Here is a 20,792-nt window from a genome sequence, read left to right on the forward strand (position 1 = left end):
TTTATTCATAAAAAAGTATAGGTTAATTTTATTTTAACTCAAACGAAACCAAATAGCAATACATTTAAATTCTCGGTAACGTAAACCTTTGCTTTTTATACTATAATTGATTACATAATATAGGAAAGTGCTAGAAAATTATGGAATTAAAGAATTTAAAAGATTTTTATGAGAAGCAAGAATATGTCGATTATAACGAAAGTAAAAATTTTGAGCAAAGACAAGTCAACAAAAGAATTGAAGAATTAAGCTTCTTCACTAATATTGCTGTTTTCTCAATTTTTCTTGTTTTTACTACTTACATTTTGGTGAGTTTATTGGCAAGCTGGATTGCTATTCCAGTTTCTATTGTTCTCTCGCTTGCTCTTTATATTTCCGTGAAAAAAGGAATTGCTAAAGCGATTAAATTTATGATGAAATAAAAACTGTCTAATAGACAGTTTTTTTATTTTATTCCAATTAAAATTTGCACATGAATTCTCGCTGTTTTTGGCGGATTTTCCTTTGCAAATTTTTTTCTTTCCTCAGAAACTGACCATTCTAATGGACTCATCAATAAGAAATCTTGACGCAAATTTTCTGGAATTTCAAAAGTATAATCAATTGTTTGTTGAGTATTCTTAGGAAATTCTTCTTTAAAACGCTCAATAACTGCTTGATTATCATAATCAACTGGAAGTTGATAAACTTCTCGCAACTCACGTAAATAATTTCTGTCAGGAATAATTTTAATGACCCGGCCATTTTCTGTCAGAACTCGATGAAATTCTGCATAATTTGAAGGCGTAAAAATATTCAAAATTACTGACAGACTTTCGTCAGCAAAAGGGAGATTAGTTAAATCAGCTAAGGACAGAAAACTTTTCGTATCTAATTCGGTTGCCATTTCAATTCCATCTTTAGCAATATCAAAAGCAAACTTCGCCCCCGCACCCTCTATGAGTTCTAAAAATGAACCTTCACCTGTTCCAACATCAAGTAAATTTCCACTGACAAATGATTTTTGAATTTCTGTCAGTAAATTTTGATACATCCCTGCTTGAATTAGGCGTCTACGTGGTTCAAACATTTTACGCGTATAATGCTCTGTGTCAGCTTTTGTTTGTAAAAAATTAACATAACCTTTCTTGTTTAAATTATAAGTATGATTATTTTCACATTTTAAGGCATAGGCTGCCAATTGAAATTTACCATGACAAATTGGACATCTCAACATTTCCACATTTTCTTCTAAAAGTAAATAAGCTTTTTCAATTTTTTTTAACATAGTTCTATTCTAGCATAATCACTTTCATTCTTTTTATTCAAAATAATTCTTGTAATTTTTTTAAGTTAAATAAGATAATCATGTTATAATAATTTTAGTAGATGAAAGGAAGAAATTATGATTATCCGAGAACTTTGCCTTGAAAATTTTACCAAAATTCCTCAAGCGCTTCAAGCCGGCGTTGAGAGAATTGAACTTTGCGACAACCTCGCCGTTGGAGGAACCACTCCTTCTTATGGTGTCATTGAAGAAGCTGCCAAATATGTTGCCGAAAGTAAGACAACTCTTGCTGTCATGATTCGTCCTCGCGGTGGTAATTTTGTTTATAATTCTCATGAACTTAAAATTATTGAAACTGACACCCTTAAAGCTGTTGAAGCTGGTGCCCAAAACATTGTATTTGGTGCCCTTACTCCTGACAATGAAATAGATACTGACGCACTTGAAACAGTGAGCATTGCCGCACAAGGGCTCCCAATCACTTTCCACATGGCTTTTGATGAAGTCACTGATCAAGAAAAAGCAATTGACCAACTTGTCGAATTTGGCGTAGATAAAATTTTGACGCACGGTGGGCCACTTGACCAACCCTTAAATACTGACAAACTTAAAAGTCTCATTGACTATGCTAAGGGAAAAATTAACATTATTATTGGTGGGGGTGTCAATGCTGAAAACTTTGAAAACCTCGCTCAATTAACCGGAACAAATTATGTTCATGGCACAAAAATTATCAAATTATAAATAAAAAGTTACTGACAGACATTCTATCAGTAACTTTTTTATTTATTTTTAAGTCGGAATCTAACATAAAATTTTGTCAGTAAAAAGTTCGTAAGTAATATAATCAAACTCAAGAAAAATGGTCGAACAAAAATTAATGACAGAATCAATTCAACAATTGTCACAAACATCATCACTCTAAAAATAAGCACCCGTAAACCAGCTGTTTTAGCCGCTTTTTTCAGTGGATAAATTCTTGTTAAAAGTTGATAATCAAAAGCCGTTTGTAATGATAAAAGTTGAAAAATAAGCAAATAGTTAAATACAACCACCATAATAATGGCAACAATTCCATTATTAATAAAAATCATCGCTAAAATTGACAAAATAAGTAAACGAATCGTTAAACCAAGATAATCTCCTGAGCGTAAAAAACTTCTTGTAAATAGATACTCATAAGTTCTTTTTGTTTTCGTCAGTAGAAAATCAAGATATTTCCGACGATGACTGTGTGATTTAAGTCCCTTAACATTCGTAAACAGTGAAAATAATCTTAAAGTTCCTGTTTTTCGTCCTTCTTCTAAATCAATCAAGAAAGCCCAATCCAAAAGTCCACTTTTTTGAGAAGACCAAATTTTGTAAGCCAACCAAGCCGCTTTGATTGCGACAAGTAAGACGAACCAAAGGACTAAGAAAATAGGATTAAATCTTAATAATGGAGCAGCAATCAAAACCAAAAGTGCTGACACAACTGCTGGAATAATCAAAGAGCGGATTAAACATTTTACTAAATATGCCCGAACTTCCATTTCTTTTGTCAGTAAAAAAACTTTATCTGGACTCTCAATAAATGTTGCCAAACGTCCCACAATTTGACTAGCCAAACTGACCAAAATAACTAAAATAATTTTGCCCCATAAATTCAGCTGATGAATTTGTAGAAAGTTAATGTACTGAACCACCAAAGCTCCTAATAAAATCATCAGGAACAAAACAAAATGGTCATTAAAAACATAACGAAGATATTTTATATTTTGCTTATACCAAAGGTTACGTCGTTTTTTAAAAATTTCATTCATTTGACTTTCCTGCCTCTACAACTTCTTTAGAGTTTGGAATATTTCCTTTTGTTAAGGCAAGATAAATTTCATCTAAACTTGCCTTAGGCTGATTAAATTGAGTCCGTAATTCTTCTACTGTTCCAAAAGCAACAACTTGACCTTCATGCAAAACAATAAATTTATCACAGAATTTTTCAGCTGTGGACAAGATATGTGTACTCATTAAAATCGAACTTCCTGATTTTTTCATGTCAATCATCAAGTCAATCAAATCCTGAATCGCAAGCGGGTCAAGTCCCATAAAAGGTTCATCAACAATATAAAGCGAAGGTTCCACTAAGAATGCGCAGATAATCATCACTTTTTGTTTCATCCCTTTTGAAAAATTCACAGGGAACCAATCTAATTTATCACTCAAGCGGAAAGTTTCTAATAATTTTTCAGCACGTTCAAAAGCCAAGTCAACAGAAATCCCGTAAGCTAAAGCTGTCACTTCAATATGTTCACGCAAAGTCAATTCTTCATATAAACTTGGTGTTTCTGGAATGAAACCAATTTTTCTACGATAGCCTTCTAAATCTTGTTGTAAAGTTAAGCCGTCTAATTCAATTTGTCCAGAATAAGGAGTCAAAAGTCCAATAATTTCTTGAATTGTTGTCGATTTTCCTGCCCCATTTAAACCAATGAGTCCAACTAATTCACCTTCTTTAATTTCAAAATTAAGGTCTTTTAAGACAGGATGCCCCAAATAGCCACCTGTTAGATTTGTTACTTTTAACATACATTCCTCTTTTCAATCTTATTCTATATTTATTATTGAAGTCATTCTTAAAATACGTTGCGCATAACTCGGATTATCATCATCCTCGGCGATAACTTCTTTTAAGTCATCAAGATTATCTGTAATAATTCCATCTACTCCATTAAACATCTGTTCTCTCATATCCGTTTCGTCATTGACCGTCCAAGCAAAAACCATCTGCTTTCTTGCCTGAGCTTTATCCACAAAACTACTATTGAGTGTTGTGGCCTCCATGGTATAGGCCGACATCTTAGTTTGTGGGAAAAGTAAGTTGAAGGGAAGGATGAAACTCACTTTAATCTTAGGATTAATTTTTTGTTCAATTAAAAGAGCATTATAATCTAAAGAATGAATCATAGCCTTATCTTTTAAAAGCCGTGCACCATATTTTTTACTAAAATTTTCAACCATCTTTGGAGAATCAAATGGAGATACTTTAATCTCAACCAGTAATTTTTGATTGACTTTTTCAGCAGCCGATAAATAATCATCAAAACTTGGGATTAAAGCCTTTTTCCCATTTTCCGAAACAACTGTATTCGTCAATTCCACTAAGGTAAGTTTTTGTGGCGGAGTATCAATTCCAGCTAAATCTTTTAAAGTTGGATCATGGAAAACAACAAATTGATGGTCTTTTGTTTCCTGAATATCCATTTCAACATAATCTGGTTTTGATTTAGCCGTAGCTTCCATGGCTGGAATTGTATTTTGCACCCCATTTTCTTCATCAACTCCCCGATGTGAAATGGTTAAAGGGACAGTATCCATAAATCCTTCAACATAAGTCCAGCTCACTACAGCAAAAATTAAAACAGCTAAAGTAGAAAAAATTATTTTATATTTTCTTCTAACTTTCGGAGATTTTTTTACTACTTCTGAAATTTCAAAGGCTTCCAAGTCAGCTTCTCTCATCAAGTAACTAAAAAGCATGACCAAACTCAAGGTAGATATAATAGAGCTTCCCAACCAAATCAAATCCAGTATTGACACTGCTCCCACAAGGGCAAAAGAAGTTTTATCCAAATAATCTTGGGCAAAGTAGCCGCCCATAAAAAGAAGCCCCTGCATTATTATACTAAATAAACCGATAAGTCCAAAATAAACAGATAGTCTGAAAAAATTTCTAACTCCTTTTGTTCGTTTTAAACTTTCTTTTATTGCTACTTTCAATGATTGACCTTTTAAAATCATCAGTGGAAGAGTCAAAATTAAACGGGTACTAATCCAAAATGTTATAGCATAAAATAGGAACAAAATTAGCATATTTTGCCAACTTTTAAAGAAAAATTCAAATGTAAAAACAGGAATTTTAATTTTCGACAAAAGTGGCGTACTAAAAACATAACGTCCAAAAGGAATAATTAATAGAAAATAAAATACGAAAAAGACTAATTGTTGAATTCTGACATTTTTAAGATCCGAAATAACTTGCCTAAATAAACTTTTTAAACTAAAAGTTCTCGCCTGAATCAAACGAATTCCTTGAAACTGAACGATGAATTGCAGATAAACCAAAAATATGAGCACAAATAAGACAACTACGAGCCCCAAAACTCCTAAGAAATGCTGCTGAAGCAAGTTTCCAAGATTATTATAAGAAACATAAGGAATTCCACTAACTCGCATAATAAGCTCAGAAATGGATTCTAAAAGTGGAATAATAACAAGTGTGATGACTATAGTTGCCCCAACAAAAATCGAAAGATATTCAAACCAAAACTTAGAAAACTCTCGCAAATATTTAAAAATCAAGCCAAGTGGCCGATTAGCATTCTTTTTCTTCTTAGCTTTTTTTCTCACCATACTCCTAAACTTCCCCATACTTTCTCTAAACAGAAGAATAATTTTCATTACATTATATCAAATTTATAAAATAAAAAATGCTTAAATTTAAGTTATAATAAATAAAAGTTTTATTTATTATAACATATTTGAATTTCCCTTTTTCGGCAATTCCCTTACGATTTAGTAAGTTTCAGCATTATTACTGGGATTTTTAGCTTATTTATACTATAATCTAAGTATATTATAAGTTTTGACTTTGAGTAAAGAGTCATTATTACTACTGGAGGACCTATCAAATGGAAGATTGTATTTTTTGCAAAATTATCGCTGGTGAAATTCCTAGCACCAAAATTTATGAAGATGATGATGTTCTTGCCTTCCTTGATATCACTCAAACAACTAAAGGGCATACATTAGTGGTTCCCAAAAAACATTATCGCAACATTCTTTCAATGACAGGTGAACAATCAGCTGAACTTTTCAGCAAAGTCCCTTTTATTGCCAACAAAATTGTTAATAATCTTCATGCTAAAGGGATGAACATTTTACAAAATAATGAAGAAATCGCTGGTCAAACTGTTTTTCATACTCATATTCACCTTATTCCTCGTTTTGATGAAAATGATGGTTTCGTTGGAAAATTCACTGCTCATGATTATGATTTAGCTGAAATTGCTAAAGAAATCAATGGCCAATAAAAGGATATTACTATGATTGAATTATTTAAAGACTTAAAAAATATCATTGGCGAGTTGTCAGAAGAAGTCAACACGATGAAAGTAAATGTGGAACGTGTTCAAGAAGAAGGTATCAAAGCCGAAAAAGTTGGAAAAGATATTCAAAAAAAAGTAGATGAATTTCAAATTTCCATCCAACCTAGAGTTGAAAAAATTAATGAACTTGTTAATCAAATAAATAAAAGAGTTGAATAATTTCAACCCTTTTATTTTTTTGATTTTTCTTGATGTTTATAAAACTGTCTCCCCCAGAAAATCCCCAATAATTGGGACAAGACAAAACTAACAACTATGACCAGCATTTTTTCGACATCATGATGTTGAATGTAAGTAAAGGTATGTTGTGAAAAATATAGAATACTTATGAATATAATATTAATAATATTCATTCCAATAATTCGCCAATATCTTCCTTTGGTACTTTCCCAAAAACTGATAAAAAGAATGAGAATGGTAACGACCTCTAATCCAATCAGCGTCAGGTTTAGAACTTGAAAAAGATAGGCAATTGCAAAGATAATTGTTGTATAAGCCCATAGAAATAATAACATACCTCATTCTAGCATGTTTTTTTATATTCTACAATAAATAAAAAAAGAGAAAAATATTTTTCTCTTTTTTTATTGTTATTAGAATGATGCAGAATCAACTTTAACACCAGGACCCATTGTAGTTGTAACAGAAAGGTTTGTGATGTAAGCTCCCTTAGATGCAGCAGGTTTAGCAGCTGCAATTACAGAGTTCAAAGCTTTAAAGTTTTCAACAAGTTTTTCTGTATCGAATGAAACTTTACCGATTGGAACATGAACGTTACCAGCTTTATCAGCACGGTAGTTAACTTTACCAGCTTTTGATTCTTCAACTGCTTTAGTTACATCCATAGTAACTGTACCAGTTTTAGGGTTTGGCATCAAGTTACGTGGTCCGAGGACACGTCCAAGACGTCCAACAACAGCCATCATATCAGGTGTTGCGATAACAACGTCGAAGTCCAACCATCCACCGTTGATTTTAGCAACGAGTTCATCAGAACCAACGAAGTCTGCACCAGCTGCTGTAGCTTCTTCAGCTTTCGCACCTTTAGCGAAAACGAGAACACGAGCAGTTTTACCAGTACCGTTTGGCAATACCATTGCTCCACGGATTTGTTGGTCAGATTTTTTAACGTCGATGTTAAGGTTGTAAGCAACTTCTACAGTTGCATCAAATTTTGCAAATGAAGTTTCTTTTGCAAGTGCTACAGCTTCTTCTACACTGTATAATTTAGTTGCGTCGATTTTTTCAATCGCTGCACGCAATGCTTTACTTTTTTTAGCCATTTCTATTTTCTCCTTGTGGTAATATCGGTTGTCTGTCTTCCTTGTTGCGTTTAAAAGTCCGCTCTACTGCGCTCAAAGGCAGATATTTTCTCGCTCCGCGCCACTTCAGATGAACTAATAGTATTTTTATAACAACAAGAGTAACAGCCTTCCACTAAATGTGTGGATTGCATGTGTGACTTTTTCTGAATTTACAATATGTAAATCTCGAAAATTTACTCGAAGTACGAGGCGACAGGTTCCGAAGCCTACCTAAGTAGGTGAGGGTTCTGTCAACGAAGTAATTCGTCTAAATTTTTAGTCAGTAACAGTGAATCCCATAGATTTTGCAGTACCTTCAATCATTGACATTGCAGTTTCAACTGATGACGCATTAAGGTCAGGCATTTTGAGTTCTGCAATTTCTTTGATTTGTGCTTTTGTAACTGAAGCAACTTTTGTTTTGTTAGGTTCACCAGAACCTTTTTGAACGCCTGCTGCTTTTTTCAAAAGAACTGCTGCTGGAGGAGTTTTTGTGATGAATGTAAATGATTTGTCATCATAAACTGAGATAACAACTGGGATGATCATACCAGCTTGGTCAGCTGTACGAGCGTTGAATTCTTTTGTGAATCCCATGATGTTAACACCTGCTTGACCCAAAGCTGGTCCAACTGGTGGAGCTGGTGTTGCTTTACCGGCAGGGATTTGTAATTTAACGAGTTTTTCTACTTGTTTAGCCACGATAAATTCTCCTTATATTTTGTTTTCGTGATGTGGTATGATGCTGTATCTTACAGCTTCCACGCCGTGCATGTGAAAATTCACATACTTGAGTATTCTATCAAAAAAAGGGTGCTCTGTCAAGCACTCTTTGCTTTATAAATCTTGTTTTCTGATAAGAGAGAGTCCGAGCAATCCAAAAGCAATTATTTCAACTACTGAGAAGATAATCCCAATCAAACTGGTATTTGACATCATATTTTGACTATCAGCCGATACTATGTTTATTGAGCTAGTAAGGATGGTGAGGACAATCCCAATTCCCATTGCAATCCCTAAATAAATAAAAATCCCCCAGAATTTGCCTCGTGTCATAATCACAACGAAAAACAAGACAACAATAGAAGCTAAAGCACCAGCAAATGAATTTAGTAAGACCATCCAAACGCTGCTAAGTGAAAGAGAACGAGAGACCATACTCAAAAATTCACTTAATTGTCGGACATAGACACCTAAAATTAAGAAAAAAGGAACAATCAAAATTGTAAATAAGGCTAGTAAAGTCGAAAGAATTGTTGAAATTAATTTGATAAAATAATAAGTTACTCGATTTACTCCAGAAGCAATCATTAGCCCTAACGCTTTATTACTATAATCAACTGATAATAGATGGAATGGATAAATGATTTGAAAGGCCCAAATTCCAAGTCCTAAAGCCAAAGTAAAGAAAATAGTTAAAGCCGCTAGAACTGCTGTCCCGGCACTATTCTGACTGTATCCAGAGACTGTTTCTCCAATGAGATTGATGATTAAAATTGAATCAATTAATGCTAAAATTGCCATAACCCCAATGACAATCAACCAGCTTTTATCTCGAAAATTTCTGTAAAATTCCATTTTAAAAATGTTTTTTGCGTTCATCAGTTACTCCCTTTTTTGATAAATTCAGCAAATTTTGATTCTTTTTTTATGCTATCAAAGTTTACCCCTTCTTCAACAGCATGACGAAATGCAATTTGAAAATCTTCGGGACTGCTGTCAAATTTTACTGTATTTTCTTTAATTTCCGCCTGAACACCAGCCTTTGTCAAGAAGCTTTCTAAGACTTGAACATTTGTTACAGAAACCGTATAAGTCAAGATCTCTTGTTGATTTTTCAAATCAAAAGTAGCTGTGAAATTTCCATTAGCCAGAAGATAAACTTTATCGCAGATTGTTTCAATATCTTCTTGAACATGGCTAGAAATCAGAATCAAACGTCCTCTTCTTTTGAGTTCAAGCAAATAATCTCTAAACCAATCAACAGATTTTGCATCAATTCCTCGAAAAGGCTCGTCGAAAATTAAAATTTCCGCATCATTCATAACCGAGATGAGTAGAATTAACTTTTTCTTCATTCCAAGTGAATAAGTGGCGACTTTTTTTGATAACATTTCAGGAGTTAAATCTAATTTTTCAGCTAAATCGAGCGCTTTATCCTCATCAAACTCTCCTCGTAAACCACCAAAGTAGTGGAGATTGAATAAACCTGTGTAACTCTTGTAAAGTTCCATATCATCAAGCATGATACCAACTTTTGTGAGCAATCTTGGATTTTCTTTGATTTCTTGACCATCTATTTGAATATGACCCTCATAATTTGTAATAATATTGGTCAATGTCTTGAAAAAAGTTGTTTTACCAACACCATTATTGCCAACAACTCCATAAATCTGCCCGGACTCAAAGACCCCTTCATTAATAGACAAAATTTGTCTGGACTGATATGAGAATTTAAGTTCTTCTACTTTAATTTGCATAAATCTCTCCTTTGTGCCCATTATATCATTTTATTATTTTTTGTTAAGAAGAATTTATGGTAATCATTAAGCTTCTAAATAACTTTCCCAAATATTATCAAACAGGGTAAGATTAAAGTAAAATGGGGCTTGGGTTTCTAAATAAGTCGAAATTTCATCGAAATCTTTAGACTGTTTTGGAAAAAGCGGGTCTTGAAAAACTAAATTTGCAAGACGAGTTGCATCATCTTTTTCTACTGGTGCGCGATGGCGCATAAGGTAATTATAAAAAGTCATTTTCTCTTTCTATTATCATTAAGTCGGAAAATTTATTATTTTTCCCATTGTTTTTCCAAAAAATCATGACGAATTTTACTTGATTGGGCATAATCTTCTGGATTTTTTTTGTAAAATCCTTGATGGTAGTCTTCTGCTGGCCAGAATTTTTGAACGGCTTCAATACTTGTCACAATAGGTGAATCAAAATTTCCGCTGGCTTGCAATTGCGCTTTGCTTTCTTTGGCAATTTTTTCTTGTTCTTCGTTTTCAACAAAAATGACTGGACGATAGTTATCCCCACGGTCTTCAAATTGACCAAAAGCATCTGTTGGGTCCGTGAGTGTCCAATAAAGTTCAACAAGACTTTGATAGGTAATTTTACTATTATCAAAAATAATTTCTACTGCTTCTGTATGACCAGTCAGGTGTTTTTTTACTTGTTCATAAGTTGGATTTTCAACATTTCCACCTGTATAGCCACTTATCACAGATAAAATCCCTTCTCGTTCTTCAAAAGGTTGAACCATACACCAAAAACATCCACCTGCAAATATTGCTCTTTCTGTTGCCATTATTTCTCCTTCACTTTGTTTGTCTTGTGAAATATTATAGCATAGCTCAAAAAAAAGTAGCCAATTAAGCTACTTTTTTACTGACAGAAATTTTTATAAGTCATAAGACTGACAGAATTTACTGACGAATGCTTTTAAATTAAGCTTAGTATTTCTAAAGAAGCTGTCAGTAAATTATTCTCCGATTAATTCTGTTCCCTCTGGACTTTGTTTGATTTTTTTAGCCTTCATCAAACCACCAAGCGCTTTTTTGAATTGTCCTTTTGAGATTCCAAAAGTTGCTTTAATTTCATCTGGATTTGATTTGTCATTAAATGCCATTTTCCCGCCCATTGATTGAAGATAAGCTAAAATCATTTGGCTATCAGCATCAAGCATTTCATAAGCACGTGGTTTTGCTGACAGATTTAGACTACGGTCTTCTTTTCTAAAACCAATAACACGAACTTGAAGTTCTTGACCGACACGTGGAACTGAGAAACGTTCATTTGGATGAATAAATCCTAGCATATTGTTGTCAGGCAAATAAACAAATGTTCCTGATTCTTTATTTCGATAAACAATTGCTCGTAAATCTTGGTTTTGCATGTTGTCATAAGCAGGGCCTGCAAGATTCCAGAAATCTTCATGCCATGCTAAATGACCCCAAATTCGCTCTTTTCTGTCAATAATTAATTTCACATAAAGTTGGTCACCAACTTTTGGCCATTGGTCTTTTTCGAGTGGTAAATCATCAAGAGAGACGACCACATCTTTTCCTGGTAAACCTGTGTCAACAAAGGCACCAAGGTCCTTACGAACAGCTGTTACCGTTCCCCAACCATAATGCTCATTTGTTGCTTTTTGTTCCAAAGTCGTCAAACGACGATGATCATCTTTATCCACATAAACAAAACCAGTCACCACATCGCCAACCGTATGTTCACCTTCTGTTTTATCTAAACGTAATAAATCTTCTCCCTTTTGGAGAAAATAGAAACGTTCACTTTCTTCCACGATTATCGCGGAGATTGTTTGTCCAATAATACTCATTTGTTCCTCTTTATAAAATGTGATTGAGAGACTATTTGTCTCTGTTTAATTGATATTCCCTTCGTAAATCCGTGATTTTTCACCCCAAGGATGATAGCCGTCAGCTAGATAATGAAAATCAAAGTGCTCATAGAAATCAGCAAAATCGGTTGCAAGATAAAGTTTATCAAAATCAAAAGTTCTGCAATCTTCTTTTACTGCTTCAATCAACAGACCAGCAAGACCTTGATTTCGAAATTTTTCTTCAACATAAAGTGCACAAAGCCAAGGATATAAGTCCATTCGACTAATAAAATCATTGCTAATCAGTCCACACCCCGCAATAATTTTTCCTTCATCAACAATCAGATACCACTGAGGAATCTTTTTGTTACTCTCTAAACTATGCTTCAAACAGTCATCATATACAGGGTTACTGTCTGTATTTCCCCATTTTTCCTGAAAAAATCGAATTGCTTCTTTGAGATAAGACGGTTGCTCTCTAAGTTTGATTAGTTCTCTCAAATTTATCCATCCTGACAGATTTTTGATGTAAAAACGGCTCAATGGAGCCGTTAATGCTTTTACAGATTACTTTATTTGTTAGATTGTTCTACTTAGATATCCAACAATTCTTTTTCTTTAATTGATGCAAGACGGTCTGCTTCTTTAACCGCGTCATCAGTCACTTTTTGAATGTTGTTTTCAAGATCTTTAAGATCATCTTCAGTGATTTCTTTTGCTTTTTCTGATTTCTTAGCAGTGTCCATTGCATCACGACGGATATTACGGATTGCTACTTTTGCAGATTCAATATATTTACCCATTTCTTTGACAAGTTCGCGACGGCGTTCTTCTGTCAACATTGGGATAACTAAACGAATCACAGAACCATCATTTGCTGGTGTAATCCCAAGATCTGATTCATACAATGCTTTTTCAATATCTTTCAAGATTGATTTATCAAAAGGAGTAACCATCAATACGCGCGCTTCTGGAATTGTGATTGACGCTAATTGATTGAGTGGTGTTGGTGCGCCGTAGTAAACAACTTGAACACGGTCAAGAAGACTTGCGTTGGCACGACCAGCTCGGATATGTCCTAAATCACGTTGTAAACTTCCTAATGATTGTTTCATCCGGTCTTGAGCTGTTGTAACAATTTCGTTTGCCATTTTATTTCCTTTTTCTACTTTTAATTCTTCTATTTATTTTACTGACAGAAACTTTGTCAGAGATAAGCGTTAGTATTTTAATGATTACAGTTATGCTAGTATTTCCATCATAGGATAGTCGTTGACGCTTCAGCGTTTACGAATATGCTAGTATTTCCATCAGTAATTTTTTAATGAATAAATTTACTGACAGCTTTTTTTGTAAGTAAATCTTATTCAACCGTTGTTCCGATTTCTTCACCACGAACGACACGTGTAATATTTCCAGCTTCATTCATGTTGAAAACAACAAGTGGAATATGATTATCCATTGACATTGTTGAAGCCGTACTGTCCATTACTTGCAAGCCTTTGGTAATAACATCCATATGTGTCAAATGTTCAAATTTAATAGCATCAGCAACTAATTTAGGGTCAGCATTATAAACACCATCAACACCATTTTTAGCCATTAAAATGACATCAGCATTAATTTCCGCAGCACGTAATGCAGAGGTTGTATCCGTTGAAAAGTAAGGCGAACCAGTTCCCCCAGCAAAAATGACAACACGTCCCTTTTCTAAATGGCGTTCAGCACGACGACGAATATAAGGTTCAGCAACAGCTTTCATCTCAATGGCTGTCATCACTCGTGTGTCAACCCCAATATTTTCAAGAGCACTTTGAATGAACAATCCATTTTGAATTGTTGCAAGCATTCCCATGTAATCTGCCTGAGCACGTTCCATTCCGGCTTTCTCACCAGTAATTCCACGCCAAACATTACCACCACCGCAAACAATCGCAAGTTCTGCGCCCAAATCATGGACTTCTTTGAGTTCTTCAGCGACAGCTTTTGCTGTTTCAGGGTCAAATCCGAAACCTTTTTCGCCTGAGAGGGCCTCTCCCGAAAGTTTTAACAGTACGCGTTTATATTTAATTTCAGCCATATTGCACCTATTCTATTATATTTTCTCTATTTTACCATAAAATGCTCACGAAAAAAAGACTAATCAAAGCCTTTTTAGAAACTATCATGATGTCAATAAACCCAGATGTCCCAACAACTGAATAAGTAAATAAATCACAAAAAGAATCCCCGCAATCCAAAAGATTAAATTAAGACTTTTAAAACCTTGCCAAATTGGGTGCTTGATTTCTTCTAACTCTTTCAATTTTTCCGGGTCCAGACTGTCAACATGTTTAAGACTGTGTTTCCAAAGCATTTCAGCAGGAATCACCGATTTATTAAGTAACAAATCTCCATTAGGTTCAATCTTAATCTCATTTCCAATCCATGAAACCATTCCCCCAAGAAACAAGTTTGCGCCATACGTCTTTTTTAACTTACTCACATCAAAAGGGTTCATCAGCAAATCAATTTGCTCATGAACAGGATAATATCGAACTTGTCCATTATCAAATTCCAAACGTAAACGCACTCCTGGCAACATTTCAGCTTTTGTAACTTTTGGTAAATCCTCCATAATCTTCCCTCCATTCACCCTAATTATAGCGCTTTCTTTTATAGAAGACAAACCATTTGTCAAAACTTTACTGACAGCTTTTTCATAAGTAAAAAAATTTACTGACAAATTTCTGTCAGTAAATTTTATCTAATTATTTAGCAGCTTCAACATCACGAGCAATAACCAATTCTTCGTTTGTTGGCACAACAAGTACTTTCACTTTAGACTCTGGTTTAGAAATGATACCAAATGCTCCACGAACATTTTTACTTTCATCAATTTCCATGCCAAACCAAGAAAGTCCATTAACTACATCAGTCCGAACAGCTGTATCATTTTCACCAACACCAGCCGTGAAAATAAGAGCATCAGCCCCATTTAATACTCCAAAATATTGGGCAATAAATTTCTTGAGACGGTCAACATACATTTCATAAGCAAGAATCGCTTTAGGATTTCCTTTAGCCACAGCTTCTGAAAGATCACGCATATCACTTGAGAGTTCTGACACCCCAAGAACTCCAGATTCTTTATTGAGAATGTCAATCACATCTTGAGCATTTCTAAGGCTTGGGTCGCTCTCTAACATATAAGGAATGACTGAGGCGTCCATTTCACCTGCACGTGTTCCCATCATTACACCAGCAAGTGGTGTAAATCCCATTGAAGTATCAACAGATTTTCCAGCTTCAATTGCTGTAATTGAAGCTCCATTTCCGATATGAGCCGTAATTAGCTTCAAATCTTCCAAAGGTTTTCCTAAAACTTTTGCCGCTTCTTGGGCGACATACATGTGTGACGTTCCATGTGCTCCATATTTTCTGATTGAATAATCTTCATAATATTTTGTTGGAATAGGATAGCGATAAGCCTTTTCTGGCAAAGTACTGTGAAAAGCAGTGTCGAAAACAGCAACTGCAAGTGCATCTGGTAATAAACGTTGAAAAGCTTCAATCCCTAAAACATTAGCAGGATTATGCAAAGGAGCTAAAGTTGAAAGATTTTTAATCTCAGCCAAAACCTCAGGACTAATAACCGTAGAAGTTTTGAAAAATTCCCCACCTGCAACAACACGATGGCCAATTCCTGTGATTTCGCGGAATTCATGAATTAATTTAAAGTGAATTAATTCATCCATTAATAACAAAACAGCTTGACGATGGTCAACAATTTCTTGTTTTCTAACGTGTTCTTCATTGTTAAATTTAGTTGTTGAGATTGAGCCAGACAAACCAATACGTTCAAAAATTCCTTTAGCAATCACGGTTTCTTCCGGCATTTCGTAAAGTTGCCATTTTAATGACGAGGAGCCTGCATTGACAGCGAGCGTTTTTTCCATACTTACTCTCCTTAATGTATGCGTTTTATTCTTAAAATTATATCATATTTTATGTCTGATTTCATTTCTCCTCCCTCAAGGATTCCCAGAACTTATCATTTTATGTCATTTTAAAAATAAAAAAGATTTTGTTTTAGAACAAAATCTTTTAATTAATTATTTTTTAAGTGCTTCAACATCACGAGCAATTACAAGCTCTTCGTCAGTTGGAATCACAAAAACTTTTACGCGTGAATGAGGTGTTGAAATTTCTCCCTCGACGCCAAAGACATTTTTCTCAGGGTCAACTTCAATTCCAAACCAAGTCAATCCAGAAAGAATTGCTTCACGAACAGGAACCGAATTTTCACCAATACCAGCGGTGAAGACAAGAGCATCAGCCCCATTCAAAACGGCCAAATATTGACCAATAAATTTTTGAATTCGGTCAACATACATCTCAAATGCAAGTTTTGCATCAGCATCTGTATCTTTAGCAGCAATGATATCACGCATATCTGATGAAATACCAGATACACCATAGAGACCAGATTCTTTGTTCATCATATCAACAACACCTTGAGCATCTTTTAACTCAGAGTCATTTTCAATAAGGTATGGAAAAACAGAAGGGTCCATTTCACCTGTACGTGTTCCCATCATCACTCCAGCAAGTGGTGTGAATCCCATCGAAGTATCAATTGATTTCCCACCTTTTACTGCTGTCAGTGATGCGCCATTCCCGATATGAGCAGTGATAATTTTAGTTTCTTCAATTGGTTTTCCAAGTAATTTTGCAGCTTCTTGTGAAACATACATGTGTGAAGTTCCATGAGCCCCATATTTACGGACAGCATAATCTGTATAATATTTTTTAGGCAATGGATAACGGAATGCTTTTTCAGGCATAGTTGTATGGAAAGCTGTATCAAAAACTACTACTGAAGTTGCATCAGGCAGTAAGTTCAAAAAAGCTTCAATTCCTGCAGCATTTGCTGGATTATGCAAAGGAGCAAGAGCTGACAAATCTTTAACTTGTTGCAAAACTTCTGGTGTAACAACTGTTGATTTTTGGAAAATTTCACCTCCAGCAACCACACGATGTCCCACACCAGTAATTTCAGTAAATTCCTCTACTATTTTCAATCGTTTTAAATCTTCAAGTAAAACTTCTACTGCTTCTGTATGATTTGGAATGTCAAAAACGCGTTCTTCTTTTTGCTCACCAAATTTGACGGTCACAATCGAATCTTTCAAACCAATTCGTTCGATTAATCCCTTGGCAAGAACTTTTTCTTCTGGCATTTCATACATTTGCCATTTCATAGATGATGAACCAGCGTTAACTGCTAATGTTTTGGTCATGTTTAATAAACCTTCCTTGAATTTGAAATACGGTTAAATTATAACACAATTACAATTCCTTTTGTGTTTTTCGGTCATGATTCACGAGCTTAATCCAAGATGTAGTTTTTAAAATAAAAAACGTTTTCAAATTCAATCATTTTCATACACTTTAACCAAAAAAATTACTGCCAGAACCTGTCAGTAATTTCAATCTTATAATTTTACAATTTTTGTAAATTCTTCCATAAAGACTTCTAAACTTTCTCTGTCTGTCAGTGAAGACAAAGGGTGAGCAAAAGTTGCATGTGCAGCCGGTCCCTTTTTCAAAACATAAATCGCCTTAGCATCAGCATTAAAAAGTGATTTTGGTAAAGTGATGACAGCCATCACACTTCCATGTTTACTAATCCACTCCTTTAATAGTGGTCCTTGAGGACTTGTCAGTAAATCTTCTGGAGCTAGTAAAATGGCAAAAGAACCCTCTTTTAAATAATTAAATGATTGCTCAATCAAAAGATGATGAGCAAAAGTATGTCCGTCAGTAGTCGCAACTTCAAAATTCTTTGCAACTTCATCATCTGGATAAAAACCAATTGGTAAATCACTGACAACAACGTCAGCAGGTTCCATCAAACGCTTTTGTACTGCATCAATTTGCATGAACTCAGCCTGACTCCCCATAATTTCAGCCATTGAAGCAGACAAATCTAAAAGTAAATCATCAACTTCAAAGCCTACATAATCAACCTTTTTATTAAGATTAACCAAAAGCGTTTCAGCAAGATTACCCATACCAGACCCAAATTCAATTAAACGAAGTTCAGAATTTTTATTAAGATGTTCAATAATGAAATTAAAAATTAAACCAATTGCATCTGGAGTCATTGCATGATTGGGCTGAAGTGGTGCGACTTGTGACCCTTTCAACAAAACAAATTGAAAAAGTTTTTGCCACTCCTTATTTGATAAATTTAACTGACGAAGTTTGTCATTATTTACTGACAATTCAACAATTCCTTGGTCAGTATCATCTAAAAAAGCAGCATTTTGTTCTACAAAAGCATCATAAAAATCTGTATCCAATTTCTCAGATAGTAACATAATATTTGCAACAACTAGCTCAAAACCTTGAGCCACTTTTTCCATATCCATGTTTTTTCTCCATTTCTACAAAATCAAAATAAAACTGCCAAACTTTGACAGTTTTATTTATTGCTTAATTATTAATCAAGCAATCATTTATTTTTTTCTTTTTCGACTGTCCAACTTTTCCAATTCCATCCAAGCTCTGACCGTTACGACAAGCATCGCCACAATACCGATAATTTCTAAAAGTAATGACCGATGGCTTACCGCCTGTGCCACAGCAAAAGCAAGAACTAGAACTCCAACACCAGCAAAGAAGAAAATGTCCATACTCCGCCGAACGTCTTTGGGCATCATGAAAATATACGCAAAGGCAACTAAAATCAACAAGATAATATAGAACATTTTTCTCCTTTCCAAGTTATGACAAGAACTAACGAAAAATCAATTTATTCATCATCAAACTTTCAATAATTGAAAATCAAGTTTCTCTATTTGATTAAACTTATTTTTTCTTCTTAGTTGATTTTTCACGCATTGCTTTATCCAAAATTTGTTTACGCAAGCGGATTGATTCTGGAGTTACTTCCAAGTAATCATCATCTCCAAGGAATTCCAAAGATTCTTCAAGTGAAAGAATTTTTGGTGTGTTCAAAACAGATGTAGAGTCTTTATTTGAAGAACGAACGTTTGTTTGTTGTTTCATTTTAGTGATATTTACAGTCAAATCATTATCACGACTGTGTTCACCAACAATCATCCCACCATAAACTTCAGTACCTGCATCAACAAAAAGTTGTCCACGTTCTTGAACGTAACCCATTGCGTAAGAAGTAACTTGACCTGAATCCATAGAAATCAAAGAACCACGGTGACGTCCACCGATTTCTCCCTTAACAGCTGGAAGATATTGATCGAAAGTATGGTTCATAATTCCGTATCCACGAGTCATTGACATGAATTCTGTTGTGAATCCAATCAAACCACGTGCAGGAACAAGGAAAATCAAACGCGCTTGACCGTTACCAGTGATTTGCATATCAAGCATATCACCTTTACGTTCAGAGAGCGCTTGGATGATTGAACCTTGGTATTCTTCAGGAGTATCGATTTGAACACGTTCAAATGGTTCGCAAGCAACACCATCAATTTCTTTGATGATAACTTCAGGACGTGAAACTTGAAGTTCATATCCTTCACGGCGCATTGTTTCAATAAGAATTGACAAGTGCAATTCACCACGACCAGAAACAATCCATTTATCAGGAGATTCAGTGTTTTCAACACGGAGTGAAACGTCAGTTTGCAATTCAGAAACCAAACGTTCTTCAACTTTACGTGAAGTTACCCATTTACCTTCGCGACCAGCGAAAGGTGAATTGTTAGCAAGGAAAGTCATTTGCAAAGTAGGTTCGTCAATGTGCAAGATTGGCAATGGTTCAACGTGATCTGAAGGTGTAACAGTTTCCCCAACGAAGATATCTTCCATACCAGACAAAGCAATCAAATCACCAGCTTTTGCTTCTTGGATTTCTTGACGGTCAAGACCGAAGAAACCAAAAAGTTTAGTAACGCGGAAGTTTTTAGTTGAACCATCAAGTTTAGACAAAGTAACGCTGTCCCCAACTTTGATTGTTCCACGGAAAACACGTCCAATACCAATACGTCCAACATAGTCATTGTAGTCCAAAAGTGAAACTTGGAATTGCAAAGGTTCATCAGAGTTATCAACTGGGCCAGGGATATGGTCGATGATTGTATCAAAAATATTTGCCATTGTGTGTTCTTGATCAGCTGGATTATCAGACATTGATGAAGAACCATTGATTGCTGAAGCATAAACAACTGGGAAATCCAATTGTTCGTCATCAGCACCAAGTTCGATGAAAAGTTCAAGAACTTCATCAACAACTTCAGCTGGACGAGCAGATGGTTTGTCAATCTTATTAACAACAACGATTGGAGTCAAGTTTTGTTCCAAAGCTTTTTTCAAAACAAAACGTGTTTGAGGCATTGTTCCTTCATAAGCATCGACAACGAGGACAACCCCATCAACCATTTTCATAATACGTTCAACTTCTCCACCGAAGTCCGCGTGACCTGGTGTGTCCAAGATGTTGATACGAGTTCCGTTATATTCAACTGCTGTATTTTTGGCAAGGATAGTAATCCCACGTTCTTGCTCAAGTGCATTTGAGTCCATCGCACGTTCAGCTAATTCTTTACGAGCATCCAACGTTTGAGATTGTTTTAAGAGTTCGTCAACCAATGTAGTTTTACCATGGTCAACGTGGGCAATAATAGCGACGTTTCTAATATCTTCGCGTAATTTAGTCAATTTTATCATACCTTACTTTCGTATATATCTAACCCATTATAGCA

The 20,792-nt window shown here is 34.8% G+C and carries 25 protein-coding genes; 4 read left to right on the forward strand and 21 right to left on the reverse strand.

Features of this window, described 5'->3' with window-relative positions; all coding sequences use genetic code 11:
- The first annotated feature begins 140 nt into the window (after positions 1-140).
- Positions 141-422 carry a DUF3270 domain-containing protein gene (locus AB6B24_RS08800; protein WP_004254660.1) on the forward strand — a complete coding sequence of 94 codons (282 nt, stop codon included), beginning with the start codon at positions 141-143 and terminating at the stop codon, positions 420-422.
- Between the two features lie 23 nt (positions 423-445).
- Here the strand turns inward: AB6B24_RS08800 and AB6B24_RS08805 are convergent, their stop codons facing one another.
- Positions 446-1,267 carry a putative RNA methyltransferase gene (locus tag AB6B24_RS08805; protein ID WP_047206869.1) on the reverse strand — a complete coding sequence of 274 codons (822 nt, stop codon included), beginning with the start codon at positions 1,265-1,267 and terminating at the stop codon, positions 446-448.
- A 117-nt stretch (positions 1,268-1,384) separates the two neighbouring features.
- On the opposite strand from AB6B24_RS08805, the gene AB6B24_RS08810 reads away from it, so the two are divergent.
- The gene (locus AB6B24_RS08810) at positions 1,385-2,011 is read left to right on the forward strand and encodes a copper homeostasis protein CutC (RefSeq protein WP_017865091.1); all 627 of its coding nucleotides are present in this window, start codon (positions 1,385-1,387) and stop codon (positions 2,009-2,011) included.
- 38 nt (positions 2,012-2,049) lie between these two features.
- On the opposite strand, the gene AB6B24_RS08815 is transcribed toward AB6B24_RS08810, so the two are convergent.
- From AB6B24_RS08815 to AB6B24_RS08825, 3 genes are read right to left on the reverse strand one after another with little or no spacing between them, the layout of a single operon-like run.
- The gene (locus tag AB6B24_RS08815; RefSeq protein ID WP_029344476.1) at positions 2,050-3,069 is read right to left on the reverse strand and encodes an ABC transporter permease; all 1,020 of its coding nucleotides are present in this window, start codon (positions 3,067-3,069) and stop codon (positions 2,050-2,052) included.
- Complete coding sequence (locus tag AB6B24_RS08820) at positions 3,062-3,832, reverse strand: ABC transporter ATP-binding protein (protein ID WP_004254655.1); 771 nt, start codon at positions 3,830-3,832, stop codon at positions 3,062-3,064. Before AB6B24_RS08820 ends, AB6B24_RS08815 begins: the two co-directional genes overlap by 8 nt.
- Positions 3,833-3,850: 18 nt before the next feature.
- Positions 3,851-5,656, reverse strand: a complete 1,806-nt coding sequence (locus tag AB6B24_RS08825; protein ID WP_311804220.1) for a glycerophosphoryl diester phosphodiesterase membrane domain-containing protein — start codon at positions 5,654-5,656, stop codon at positions 3,851-3,853.
- A 278-nt stretch (positions 5,657-5,934) separates the two neighbouring features.
- Here AB6B24_RS08825 and AB6B24_RS08830 point away from each other — a divergent pair, with 278 nt between their 5' ends.
- Both AB6B24_RS08830 and AB6B24_RS08835 read left to right on the forward strand, forming a co-directional pair.
- Positions 5,935-6,336 (forward strand): HIT family protein, encoded by a 402-nt coding sequence (locus AB6B24_RS08830; protein ID WP_004254651.1) that lies wholly within the window; start codon positions 5,935-5,937, stop codon positions 6,334-6,336.
- A gap of 12 nt (positions 6,337-6,348) precedes the next feature.
- Entirely contained in the window at positions 6,349-6,570 is a 222-nt protein-coding gene (locus AB6B24_RS08835; protein ID WP_010906257.1) for a hypothetical protein, read from the forward strand.
- 11 nt (positions 6,571-6,581) lie between these two features.
- Here the strand turns inward: AB6B24_RS08835 and AB6B24_RS08840 are convergent, their stop codons facing one another.
- The 17 genes from AB6B24_RS08840 to typA form a co-directional block, all read right to left on the reverse strand.
- On the reverse strand, positions 6,582-6,926 hold the full coding sequence (locus AB6B24_RS08840; RefSeq protein ID WP_195935858.1) for a hypothetical protein: 345 nt from the start codon (positions 6,924-6,926) through the stop codon (positions 6,582-6,584).
- Between the two features lie 78 nt (positions 6,927-7,004).
- Positions 7,005-7,694, reverse strand: coding sequence for a 50S ribosomal protein L1 (rplA, locus tag AB6B24_RS08845; protein ID WP_004254644.1), 690 nt, complete (start codon positions 7,692-7,694; stop codon positions 7,005-7,007).
- A gap of 297 nt (positions 7,695-7,991) precedes the next feature.
- Positions 7,992-8,417 (reverse strand): 50S ribosomal protein L11, encoded by a 426-nt coding sequence (gene rplK, locus AB6B24_RS08850; RefSeq protein ID WP_004254643.1) that lies wholly within the window; start codon positions 8,415-8,417, stop codon positions 7,992-7,994.
- A 135-nt stretch (positions 8,418-8,552) separates the two neighbouring features.
- Positions 8,553-9,317 carry an ABC transporter permease gene (locus AB6B24_RS08855; RefSeq protein ID WP_195935859.1) on the reverse strand — a complete coding sequence of 255 codons (765 nt, stop codon included), beginning with the start codon at positions 9,315-9,317 and terminating at the stop codon, positions 8,553-8,555.
- Positions 9,317-10,195: an ATP-binding cassette domain-containing protein gene (locus AB6B24_RS08860; RefSeq protein ID WP_195935860.1), complete on the reverse strand. Its 879-nt coding sequence runs from the start codon at positions 10,193-10,195 to the stop codon at positions 9,317-9,319. Before AB6B24_RS08860 ends, AB6B24_RS08855 begins: the two co-directional genes overlap by 1 nt.
- 66 nt (positions 10,196-10,261) lie before the next feature.
- A complete protein-coding gene (locus AB6B24_RS08865) occupies positions 10,262-10,471 on the reverse strand; it encodes a YozE family protein (protein ID WP_010906259.1) in 210 nt (69 codons plus the stop codon).
- Between the two features lie 35 nt (positions 10,472-10,506).
- The gene (gene msrA / locus AB6B24_RS08870) at positions 10,507-11,025 is read right to left on the reverse strand and encodes a peptide-methionine (S)-S-oxide reductase MsrA (protein WP_012898514.1); all 519 of its coding nucleotides are present in this window, start codon (positions 11,023-11,025) and stop codon (positions 10,507-10,509) included.
- Between the two features lie 174 nt (positions 11,026-11,199).
- Complete coding sequence (locus tag AB6B24_RS08875) at positions 11,200-12,057, reverse strand: S1 RNA-binding domain-containing protein (protein ID WP_021723456.1); 858 nt, start codon at positions 12,055-12,057, stop codon at positions 11,200-11,202.
- Positions 12,058-12,102: 45 nt separating this feature from the next.
- A complete protein-coding gene (locus AB6B24_RS08880) occupies positions 12,103-12,561 on the reverse strand; it encodes a GNAT family N-acetyltransferase (protein WP_047206880.1) in 459 nt (152 codons plus the stop codon).
- A 92-nt stretch (positions 12,562-12,653) separates the two neighbouring features.
- On the reverse strand, positions 12,654-13,211 hold the full coding sequence (gene frr, locus AB6B24_RS08885; RefSeq protein WP_004254618.1) for a ribosome recycling factor: 558 nt from the start codon (positions 13,209-13,211) through the stop codon (positions 12,654-12,656).
- A gap of 212 nt (positions 13,212-13,423) precedes the next feature.
- Positions 13,424-14,140 (reverse strand): UMP kinase, encoded by a 717-nt coding sequence (gene pyrH / locus AB6B24_RS08890; protein ID WP_021464089.1) that lies wholly within the window; start codon positions 14,138-14,140, stop codon positions 13,424-13,426.
- A gap of 84 nt (positions 14,141-14,224) precedes the next feature.
- Positions 14,225-14,677: a hypothetical protein gene (locus AB6B24_RS08895; protein ID WP_038602950.1), complete on the reverse strand. Its 453-nt coding sequence runs from the start codon at positions 14,675-14,677 to the stop codon at positions 14,225-14,227.
- Between the two features lie 133 nt (positions 14,678-14,810).
- Positions 14,811-15,998 (reverse strand): acetate kinase, encoded by a 1,188-nt coding sequence (locus AB6B24_RS08900; RefSeq protein ID WP_015427114.1) that lies wholly within the window; start codon positions 15,996-15,998, stop codon positions 14,811-14,813.
- Positions 15,999-16,154: 156 nt separating this feature from the next.
- Positions 16,155-17,342, reverse strand: coding sequence for an acetate kinase (locus tag AB6B24_RS08905; protein ID WP_029344484.1), 1,188 nt, complete (start codon positions 17,340-17,342; stop codon positions 16,155-16,157).
- Positions 17,343-17,537: 195 nt separating this feature from the next.
- On the reverse strand, positions 17,538-18,476 hold the full coding sequence (locus AB6B24_RS08910; protein ID WP_311804223.1) for a class I SAM-dependent methyltransferase: 939 nt from the start codon (positions 18,474-18,476) through the stop codon (positions 17,538-17,540).
- Between the two features lie 87 nt (positions 18,477-18,563).
- Positions 18,564-18,815: a DUF3165 family protein gene (locus AB6B24_RS08915; protein WP_004254583.1), complete on the reverse strand. Its 252-nt coding sequence runs from the start codon at positions 18,813-18,815 to the stop codon at positions 18,564-18,566.
- A gap of 100 nt (positions 18,816-18,915) precedes the next feature.
- Complete coding sequence (gene typA, locus AB6B24_RS08920) at positions 18,916-20,748, reverse strand: translational GTPase TypA (RefSeq protein WP_047206887.1); 1,833 nt, start codon at positions 20,746-20,748, stop codon at positions 18,916-18,918.
- Positions 20,749-20,792 lie beyond the last annotated feature (44 nt).

Origin of the sequence: Lactococcus sp. AK05 (assembly GCF_041026685.1) — a bacterium.
Classification (GTDB): domain Bacteria; phylum Bacillota; class Bacilli; order Lactobacillales; family Streptococcaceae; genus Lactococcus; species Lactococcus lactis.